General features: G+C 70.9%; 8 protein-coding genes. 4 read left to right on the top strand and 4 right to left on the bottom strand.

Features of this window, described 5'->3' with window-relative positions; translation table 11 throughout:
* Positions 1–126 precede the first annotated feature (126 nt).
* Positions 127–594 carry an RDD family protein gene (locus tag ACFYZL_RS29515; protein ID WP_388683093.1) on the bottom strand — a complete coding sequence of 156 codons (468 nt, stop codon included), beginning with the start codon at positions 592–594 and terminating at the stop codon, positions 127–129.
* Positions 595–777: 183 nt separating this feature from the next.
* Between ACFYZL_RS29515 and glnA the strand changes: the two genes are divergently transcribed.
* Together glnA and ACFYZL_RS29505 are read left to right on the top strand one after the other, a co-directional pair.
* Positions 778–2,187 (top strand): type I glutamate--ammonia ligase, encoded by a 1,410-nt coding sequence (gene glnA, locus ACFYZL_RS29510; protein WP_365168116.1) that lies wholly within the window; start codon positions 778–780, stop codon positions 2,185–2,187.
* A gap of 140 nt (positions 2,188–2,327) precedes the next feature.
* Positions 2,328–2,921, top strand: a complete 594-nt coding sequence (locus tag ACFYZL_RS29505) for a hypothetical protein (RefSeq protein WP_388683089.1) — start codon at positions 2,328–2,330, stop codon at positions 2,919–2,921.
* 47 nt (positions 2,922–2,968) lie between these two features.
* Here the strand turns inward: ACFYZL_RS29505 and ACFYZL_RS29500 are convergent, their stop codons facing one another.
* On the bottom strand, positions 2,969–3,628 hold the full coding sequence (locus ACFYZL_RS29500) for a TetR family transcriptional regulator (RefSeq protein ID WP_384757281.1): 660 nt from the start codon (positions 3,626–3,628) through the stop codon (positions 2,969–2,971).
* Between the two features lie 86 nt (positions 3,629–3,714).
* On the opposite strand from ACFYZL_RS29500, the gene ACFYZL_RS29495 reads away from it, so the two are divergent.
* Positions 3,715–4,485: an SDR family NAD(P)-dependent oxidoreductase gene (locus ACFYZL_RS29495; protein ID WP_384757278.1), complete on the top strand. Its 771-nt coding sequence runs from the start codon at positions 3,715–3,717 to the stop codon at positions 4,483–4,485.
* Positions 4,486–4,491: 6 nt separating this feature from the next.
* Here the strand turns inward: ACFYZL_RS29495 and ACFYZL_RS29490 are convergent, their stop codons facing one another.
* Positions 4,492–5,010: a DUF4240 domain-containing protein gene (locus tag ACFYZL_RS29490; RefSeq protein ID WP_384757293.1), complete on the bottom strand. Its 519-nt coding sequence runs from the start codon at positions 5,008–5,010 to the stop codon at positions 4,492–4,494.
* A gap of 127 nt (positions 5,011–5,137) precedes the next feature.
* On the opposite strand from ACFYZL_RS29490, the gene ACFYZL_RS29485 reads away from it, so the two are divergent.
* Complete coding sequence (locus ACFYZL_RS29485; RefSeq protein ID WP_388683086.1) at positions 5,138–6,817, top strand: protein kinase; 1,680 nt, start codon at positions 5,138–5,140, stop codon at positions 6,815–6,817.
* Between the two features lie 61 nt (positions 6,818–6,878).
* Here the strand turns inward: ACFYZL_RS29485 and aceE are convergent, their stop codons facing one another.
* Entirely contained in the window at positions 6,879–9,560 is a 2,682-nt protein-coding gene (aceE, locus tag ACFYZL_RS29480; protein ID WP_384757272.1) for a pyruvate dehydrogenase (acetyl-transferring), homodimeric type, read from the bottom strand.
* Positions 9,561–9,667: the final 107 nt, after the last annotated feature.

Genomic DNA, 9,667 nt, shown 5'->3' with positions numbered 1-9,667 from the left:
CGCTCTCATGCCGTCCCCGGCCCTCCCCCCCCCCCCCCCCCCCCCACCCCCCCGCCCCCCCCCCCCCCCCCCCCCGCCCCCCCCCGGGGGGGGCCCCGCCCCCGTCGTCGCGTGTGTGCGCCGTTCCTAGATCCGCACCTGGACGGCGCGGGACAGGCGGTCGTGGAGGCCGCGGCCGTCGCGGTCCCAGATCAGCGCGGGGATGACCACGGCCAGCAGCAGCGTGCGCAGGACCACCCGGCCGATGCCGAGGCGGCCGCCGTTCTCCGAGACGACCCGCAGGCCCAGGAGCCGCTTGCCGGGGGTGAAGCCCACGGTGCCGACCGTCAGGATGCTCAGGGAGACGAACAGCGCGAGGGTCCAGTTGCCCGCCGCCGCGAGGTCGCCTCCGGTGATCAGCCCGTATGCGATGAGCTGGCAGCCGACCCAGTCCAGGGCCACGGCGCCCAGCCTGCGCCCGAACCGCGCCACCGAGCCGGGGCCCTCCTGGGGCAGCCCGAGCCGCTGGCCCGGATAGCCGAAGTCGACGCCCATTTCCTCGGCGGCCGCGCGGGGGCCGGAGAGCCAGGATCCGATTGCTTGCCTGTTGTCCACCCGACCACGGTACCGGTGGTGCTCCACGGGACTCCGAGCGGACCCTGGTTAACTTGAGCGAAACAAATGGGTCATGCTTGAGAAATCCCGTCTGCTTATGGTCGGGTCAGCGTGCGGCACCGCACTGACGCACCACGAGCTATAAACCCGCCCCTGCCCCGGGGTGGGAGTAGGAGGAGTTGGATGTTCCAGAACGCCGACGAAGTGAAGCAGTACATCGAGGAGAACGACGTCAAGTTCGTCGACGTCCGCTTCTGTGACCTGCCCGGTGTGATGCAGCACTTCACGATCCCGGCTCGGGCATTCGACCCGGCGGAGGAGCTCGCCTTCGACGGTTCGTCGATCCGCGGCTTCCAGGCCATCCACGAGTCCGACATGGCTCTGCGTGCCGACATCACCACCGCGCGTCTCGACCCGTTCCGCAAGGACAAGACGCTCAACATCAACTTCTTCATCCACGACCCGATCACGGGTGAGGCCTACAGCCGCGACCCGCGCAACATCGCGAAGAAGGCCGAGGCGTACCTCGCCTCCACCGGCATCGCCGACACCGCGTTCTTCGGCCCCGAGGCCGAGTTCTACGTGTTCGACAGCGTGCGCTTCGCGACCTCCGCGAACGAGGGCTTCTACCACATCGACTCCGAGGCCGGCGCCTGGAACACGGGCTCCGAGGAGAACAACCGTGGTTACAAGGTCCGCTACAAGGGTGGTTACTTCCCCGTCGCCCCGGTCGACCACTTCGCCGACCTGCGCGCCGAGATCTCCCTGGAGCTCGACGCCCAGGGCCTCCAGGTCGAGCGCCAGCACCACGAGGTCGGCACCGGTGGCCAGGCCGAGATCAACTACAAGTTCAACACGCTGCTCGCCGCGGCCGACGACCTGATGCTCTTCAAGTACATCGTGAAGAACGTCGCCTGGCGCAACGGCAAGACCGCGACCTTCATGCCGAAGCCGATCTTCGGTGACAACGGCTCGGGCATGCACGTGCACCAGTCCCTGTGGGCGAACGGCGAGCCGCTGTTCTACGACGAGGCCGGCTACGCGGGCCTGTCCGACACCGCGCGCTACTACATCGGCGGCATCCTCAAGCACGCCCCGTCGCTGCTCGCCTTCACCAACCCGACGGTGAACTCGTACCACCGCCTGGTCCCGGGCTTCGAGGCCCCGGTCAACATGGTGTACTCGCAGCGCAACCGCTCCGCCGCCATGCGCATCCCGATCACGGGCTCGAACCCGAAGGCCAAGCGCGTCGAGTTCCGCGCGCCGGACCCGTCGTCCAACCCGTACCTCGCCTTCGCGGCGCTGCTGCTCGCGGGCCTCGACGGTGTCAAGAACAAGATCGAGCCGATGGAGCCGATCGACAAGGACCTCTACGAGCTCTCGCCCGACGAGCACGCGAGCGTCCCGCAGGTCCCGACCAGCCTCGAGGACGTCCTCAAGGCCCTGGAGGAGGACCACGAGTACCTCCTCGCCGGCGGTGTCTTCACCCCGGACCTGATCGAGACCTGGATCGACTACAAGCGCACGCACGAGATCGCCCCGATCGCGCAGCGTCCGCACCCGCACGAGTTCGAGCTGTACTTCGACCTCTAAAGTGCCTGGTGAAAGGCCCCCCACCGCTCTCTTCGGAGAGTGGCGGGGGGCCTTTCCGCTTTGACAGCCCGGCCGGGCAGGGCGAGGGTTGAAATGACCTTAAAGGCCCGATAAGCGACATGTTCGGGAGGTGCATGGAAATGCGCCGTAGGATCGTTGCGGCAGCCATGGCGGGGGCCGCGGGAATCGTCATAGGGGTGCTCCCGGCGGCCGGCGCCTCGGCGTCGGCCCTCACGGGCGGCGGCGGGGGCGGGGGCGACGGCGGCTACGACTGCTGGCGCTACCCCTCCAACCGCTCGGACGCCAGGTGGGACTGGTGCTGCAACCGCGACTGGCGTGACCGGCCCAGCTGGTGCTGGGACAACGCCGGAGTCGGCGGGGACCGCGGCTACTGGCGTGACAACACCTGGTACTACGACTCCGGATGGCGCGACAACAACTGGTACGACGCGAACTGGAACAACTCCGGCCGCGGTGACTGGGGCAACCGGAACGACGGCGGCAACTGGAACGACGGCGGCAACTGGAACGACGGCGGCAACTGGAACCACGGCGGCGACGGCGGCAACTGGAACGGCGGCGGGGGCGACGGTGGCAACTGGAACGGCGGCGGCGGTGACGGTGGCAACTGGAACGGCGGCGGCGGGGGCGGCGGTGACGGTGGCAACTGGAACGGCGGCGGTGGGGGCGGCGGCGACGGCGGCGGAGGCAGCTGGGGTGGCGGTGGCCGCTGAGCGGCCCTGACCCCGAACCCGCGTACCGACGGGCGCGATGACCCTGCTCAACCTCCGTGGAGCAGGGGCATCGCGCCCGTCAGTTCGTGAAGGCAGCGGACGGCGAGTTCCGCGGGGGAGCCGGGCCCCGACACCGGGGCGTCGGTGGCCGACCACAGCTCCAGCGCGATGCGGATCGCGTCCGTGGACGCCGCGGCGAGCAGACGTACGCCCATCTCGTCGGCCCCCTCGCCGGCCAGCCGGGCGATCACCGGGGCCAGCCGCTCCTCGGATTCCTGGTTCACGCGGTACCAGACCGCGCGCAGGGCCTGGTCGTCGGCGGCCGCGCGCAGCAGGCCGCGGGTCACCTCCAGGCCCTCCTCCACGGCCTGAAGGTCACTGAGCGCCCGGGTCACCGCCCGCTCCAGGGCCTGTGCGAGGGGGGTGCCCGGGTCCTCCTCCGCGAGCAGTGCGCGCCAGGCGTCGCCGCCGCCCGCGAGCAGTGGGGCCACGGCCTCCTGCTTGTTGCGGAAGTAGCGGTAGAAGGTGCGCAGCGCGACGCCCGCGTGATGGGCGATGTCCTCCGCCGTGGTGGCGTCGGGGCCGCGCTCGGCGAAGAGTTCGCAGGCCGCGCGGGCGATGTCGAGCTGGGTGGCGGCCTTGCGGCGCTCGGTCAGCGACTGGGCTCCGGGGCCGGCCTGGGGAGCGTACGGACGAGGGGATCTCACGGGTGAAGACTACCTCCCGCGCGTCCCGGTGATTGCATGCTTTGACAGCCTGGCAAAACGTGTCATTTTTTCGGTACGCTCATTCCATGAACCGTTACGAAGGACGTCGCGTCCTCATCACCGGCGGTGGCTCCGGCATCGGCCAGGCCTCCGTCCACCGCATCCTCTCCGAGGGCGGACGTGTCCACGCCGTGGACGTCAACGAGGCCGGTCTCAAGGCCACCGCCGAGCAGGCCGCCGCGGACGGTCGCGCCGACCGGCTGACCACCGCCGTCCTCGACATATCCGACGAGGGCTCGGTCAAGGCGGGCGTGGCCGCCGCCGTCGACGCGCTCGGCGGCATCGACGTACTGGTCAACGCGGCGGGCATCCTGCGCTCCGCGCACACCCACCAGACCACGCTCGACTTCTGGAACAAGGTCATCGCGGTCAACCTGACCGGCACCTTCCTGATGATCCGCGAGTCGCTCCCGGCGCTCCTCGCGGGCGACCAGCCGGTCGTGGTGAACTTCAGCTCCACCTCGGCGACCTTCGCGCACCCCTACATGTCCGCCTACGCGGCCAGCAAGGGCGGCATCCAGTCCATGACCCACGCGCTGGCCGCCGAGTACAGCAAGCAGGGCCTGCGTTTCGTGTCCGTCGCGCCCGGCTCCATCGAGAGCGGCATGACCACCGGCACCGGCCCCGGCCTGCCCGAGGACACCGACTGGTCGCTCTTCGCCAAGCTCGCCCCGGCCCTCGGCCAGGGCTTCGCCGGCCCGCAGACCGTGGCCGGCGTCGTCGCCATGCTGGGCTCCGAGGACGGCGCCTTCATCACCGGTACGGAGATCCGTATCGACGGCGGCACCCACTACTGACGGCCGCTACCCCCTGAAGCGGTCCCAGAGCCGGGGGAAGCGCTCCGCGAGCACGGCTTCGTTCTCGAAGTCCAGCGGGGCGCCCCCCGGCTCTGCCGGTTGCACCGGAATGCCGAGATCGGGCGCCACCGCCCCGGTCAGCTGCTCGTACGCCTCGTCGGCCGCGTACCCCAGCTCCTCGCCGTCCCCGTCGATCTCCTCGTCGAAGTCGCCCAGGAGCTCCGCCAGCTGGTCCGGATCGTGCACCCCGCCCTCGAAGACCTCCCGCCCCTGGCCGATGAGCCAACAGCGGAAGTAGTCGAACGCGTCGTCGCTCGCCCCGTCGAGCAGCACCCACGCCGCGCCCCACAGGTCCCAGGTGTAGGCCCTGTTGTAGCGGGCCTCGAAGTGCCGGGCGAAGTCCAGGACGGAGTCCGGATCGAGCTGCGCGAGCCGCTCCACGAGCAGCTCGGCGTGTTCCTCGGGGTCGCCCTCGGCGGCCTCGCGGGTACGGTCGACGATCTCCCAGAACTCCGTCTCGTCCATCACGGTCCCAGCATCACGGGTCGACCCCCGCACCGCCACCGCGCAAACGGCCAAAGGCCGCGGCCGACGGCCGGAGTCCCTCGCCCGGCCCCATACTCGGATGCGGGACACCGGGGTGGGAGGTCGTATGCAGGGTGAGATGGTCGGACAGCGGTACCGGCTGGAGAAGCGTCTGGGCAGCGGGAGCGCGGGGGACGTCTGGAGGGCCGATGACCAGCTGCTGCACCGCACGGTCGCGGTCAAGCTCGTCCAGCCGGCCCCCGGCCAGACCGACCTGGACTCCGCCTTGCGCTTCGCCCACGAGGTCCGGGCCGTCGGAAGCCTCGTGCACCCGCACATCGTGACCGCGCACGACCGGGGCGCGGAGGTCGTGGCCGGAAGGCTGTTCCACTACCTGGTGATGGAGTACCTGGAGGGGCGCACGCTGGCCGAGGTGTTCGAGGGGCCCCGGCGGACCGGCTGGCAGGAGCTGGCCGCCTGGTCCCGGCGCATCGCGGAAGTGCTGGCGGCGGCGCACCGGCGCGGCATCGTCCACCGCGACGTCAAACCCCACAACGTCATGCTCACCGACCAGGGCGTGATCAAGGTCCTGGACTTCGGCATCGTCAAGCTCCTCGGTGCCACCAGCAGAGATCCTGACGCCGGACTCACCGGCGGCGGCGTGATCGGCACCGGCTACTACATGTCTCCCGAGCAGTGCAGTGGCGCTCCGGACATCGACCACCGCACGGACCTCTACAGCCTGGGCTGCCTCATGTACGAGGGACTGGCGGCCGTCCGGCCGGTGACCGCCTCTACCCAGGAGGGGCTGATCAACCAGCACATCAACGGTGTGGTGCGCCCGCTGGCCGAGGTGGCGGAGGGCGTACCGCCGAGGGTCGCGGACCTGGTGATGCGACTGCTCGCCAAGAACCCGGCCGAGCGGCCCCCTGACGCCGACGCGGTGGCGCGGGAACTGTGGGCGGCGCTGCGTGCGGAGGGACGGCGCCGGCAGGCAGCCGTCCAGCGGGTGCGAACCGTCCGGGCGGCCCGGCTGCAGGCGCAGGCTCGGGACCGTGCCGAGGCGGTGCTCCGCGACGCGGAGACGCGGGCCGCACGGCTCCGGCACGACGCCGCGCGGATCAACGCGGCGGCGGAGGAGGTCTACCGGGAGGTCCGCGGCGCTCGGGAAGCGGCCCGGGACCGGCTCCGGGAGGCGGAGGCCCTCAGGGAGAGCTCCCGGGAAGAGACCGTCCGCGTCTCTCGCGAGCTCGAGTGGTGCCTGAGGGAGCGCCGGGCCCAGGAGGAGCAGGACCGGGTCCACCGCCAGGCCCGGGCCGAGCAGTGGCTCGCCCTGGCGCGGGAGTGGGAGGAAGAGCGGCGCGCGGAGGCCGAGCGGCTGCTCGCCGCGGCCGCGGCGCGGGCCCGCAGGAGCCTGAACGCCGCCCACCGGAGCGCCGAGAAGGTGATCAAGGAGGCACAGGCGGGGGCGGCACGGATCAAGGAGGAATCGGACCGGGAACAAGCCGGCATCGCGGCCGACCACGCCGACCTGATGAATCGCCTGGATGCCCTGCGCGAGCGGCTGCTGGAGTCCGCCCGCCCTGCGCAGGGCACCCCCGTACCGGCCGCGCCGCCCGGCCGGATCCCGGAGCAGGCCCGGGAGGCCGCACCGGCGCCGTCCGGCCGCTCCCGGCGGCGGCGTACCCGTGTCGACGACGGCTCCCGGCAGGCCCCCACCCGCGTGGAGCCCCCCGGGATCCCGCCCGCGGACGAGGTCATGGCGCGGCTGAGGGCGAGGCTGCACGAGGGTGGCCGCCGGGCCTGAAACGCCGCGAGGCGGCCCGCCCCCGAAGGGACGGACCGCCTCACGGTCGGATCCGTACGGCTCAGAGGCCGTAGCGCTCCCGGGCCTCCTTGACGGAGGACGCCGGGACCTCGCCGCGGCGGGCGAGCTGGGCCAGCGAGGCCACCACGATCGACTGGGCGTCGACACCGAAGTGACGGCGGGCGCCCTCACGGGTGTCGGAGAGGCCGAAGCCGTCCGTGCCCAGCGAGGTGTAGTCCTGCTCGACCCACTGGCTGATCTGGTCCGGGACCTGACGCATCCAGTCGGACACCGCGAGGACCGGCCCCTGGGCGCCTTCCAGCGCGCGGGTGACGTACGGGGTGCGCACCTCGCCGCGCAGCAGCGCCTCGTCGCACTCCAGCGCGTCGCGGCGCAGCTCGCCCCACGAGGTCGCGGACCAGACGTCGGCGGACACGTTCCACTCGGCGGCCAGCAGCTTCTGCGCCTCCAGCACCCAGTGGATCGCCGTACCCGAGGCCATCAGCTGGATCTTCGGGGCGTCGGCGGCCGGGGCCGCCTCCAGGTCCGCCGCCGTGTTGAAGCGGTAGAGGCCCTTGACGATGCCTTCCTCGACGCCCTCGGGCATCGCGGGCTGCACCTTCGGCTCGTTGTAGACCGTCAGGTAGTAGAAGACGTCCTCGGGCTGCTCGCCGTACATCCGGCGCAGACCGTCCTTGACGATGATCGCGATCTCGTACGCGAAGGCCGGGTCGTAGTTCAGCGACGCCGGGTTCGTGGACGCGATCAGGTGCGAGTGGCCGTCCGCGTGCTGCAGGCCCTCACCGGTCAGCGTGGTGCGACCGGCGGTGGCGCCGACGATGAAGCCCTTGCCGAGCTGGTCGGCGAGCTGCCACATCTGGTCGGCGGTGCGCTGCCAGCCGAACATCGAGTAGAAGATGTAGAAGGGGATCATCGGCTCGCCGTGCGTCGCGTACGACGTGCAGGCGGCGATGAAGTCGGCCATGGCGCCGGCCTCGGTGATCCCCTCGTTGAGGATCTGGCCGTCCTTGGCTTCCTTGTAGTACATGAGCTGGTCGCGGTCGACCGGCTCGTACGTCTGGCCCAGCGGCGAGTAGATGCCGGCCGACGGGAAGAGGGACTCCATGCCGAAGGTACGGGCCTCGTCCGGGACGATCGGGACCCAGCGCTTGCCGGTCTCCTTGTCGCGCATCAGGTCCTTGACGAGGCGGACGAAGGCCATGGTGGTGGCCATCTCCTGCTTGCCGGAACCCTTGATGAGCGGGGCGAAGGAGCGGTCGGCCGGCGCCGGCAGGGCCACGTGGTGGACCTTGCGGGCCGGGGCGGGGCCGCCGAGGGCCGCGCGGCGCTCGTTCAGGTACTGCACCTCGGGGCTGTTCGCGCCCGGGTGGCCGTACGGGACCTTGCCGTCGACGAAGGCGCTGTCCGGGATCGGGAGGCCAAGGAGGTCGCGCATGTCCTTGAACTCGTCGGTCGTCAGCTTCTTCATCTGGTGGTTCGCGTTCTTCGACTCGAACCCGGCACCCAGCGTGTAGCCCTTGACGGTCTGCGCGAGGATGACCGTCGGCGCGCCCTTGTGCTCCAGGGCGGCCTTGTACGCGGCGTACACCTTGCGGGGCTCGTGGCCGCCGCGGGAGGTGTGGAAGCACTCGGCGATCTTCGCGTCGGAGAGCAGGCCGCCGAGGGCGACGAGCTCGGCGTTGGCGCCGAAGAAGTGCTGTCGGATGTAGGCCACGTCGCGGGTCGCGTACGTCTGGAACTGCGCGTCCGGTACCTCGCGCAGGCGGCGTACCAGGGCGCCCGTGGTGTCGAGCTGGAACAGCTCGTCCCAGGCGGAGCCCCACAGGGTCTTGATGACGTTCCAGCCGGCGCCGCGGAACTGGGCCTCCAGCTCCTGCACCACGCGGAAGTTGGCGCGGACCGGACCGTCGAGGCGCTGCAGGTTGCAGTTGATGACGAAGGTCAGGTTGTCGAGCTGCTCGCGGGAGGCGAGGGCCAGGGCGGCGGTCGACTCGGGCTCGTCCATCTCGCCGTCGCCGAGGAAGGCCCAGACGTGCGAGTTCGCGGTGTCCTTGATGTTCCGGTTCTGCAGGTAGCGGTTGAAGCGCGCCTGGTAGATCGCGGAGAGCGGGCCGAGGCCCATGGAGACCGTGGGGAACTCCCACAGCCACGGCAGGCGCCGCGGGTGCGGGTAGGACGGCAGGCCGTTGCCGCCGGACTCCTGGCGGAAGTTGTCGAGCTGCTGCTCGGAGACGCGTCCGTCGAGGAAGGCGCGGGCGTAGATGCCGGGGGAGGCGTGGCCCTGGATGTAGAGCTGGTCGCCCGATCCGTCGGCCTCCTTCCCGCGGAAGAAGTGCTGGAAGCCGGTCTCGTAGAGCCAGGCCGCCGAGGCGAAGGTGGCGATGTGGCCGCCGACGCCGTACTTGGAGCCGCGGGTCACCATGGCGGCCGCGTTCCAGCGGTTCCATGCGGTGATCTTGGCCTCCATCTCCTCGTCACCCGGGAACTCGGGCTCGGCGGAGGTGGGGATGGTGTTGACGTAGTCCGTCTCCAGCAGCTTGGGGAGCGCGAGGCCGGCGGCCTCGGCGTGCTGGAGGGTGCGACGCAGCAGGTATTCGGCCCGGCGCGTACCGGCGGCCTTGGCGACGGCGTCGAGGGAGGCCGCCCATTCGGCGGTCTCTTCGCTGTCGCGGTCCGGGAGCTGGTCGAGCTCGCTCGGAAGCTTTCCTACGGGGTCGGACATCGCTGTGCGCCGCCTTCCGGGTAATGGAGAGGTGGTGAAAAAATCCCTGACGGGCAGGACAGGGTCGTTGGACCTGGTTGAGGTCCGCGACGACTGTAAATCCCTGA

This window comes from Streptomyces sp. NPDC001717 (genome assembly GCF_042892775.1).
In the GTDB taxonomy this organism is placed as follows: Bacteria; Actinomycetota; Actinomycetes; order Streptomycetales; family Streptomycetaceae; genus Streptomyces.
This window is presented reverse-complemented; position numbering and strand designations above follow the sequence as displayed.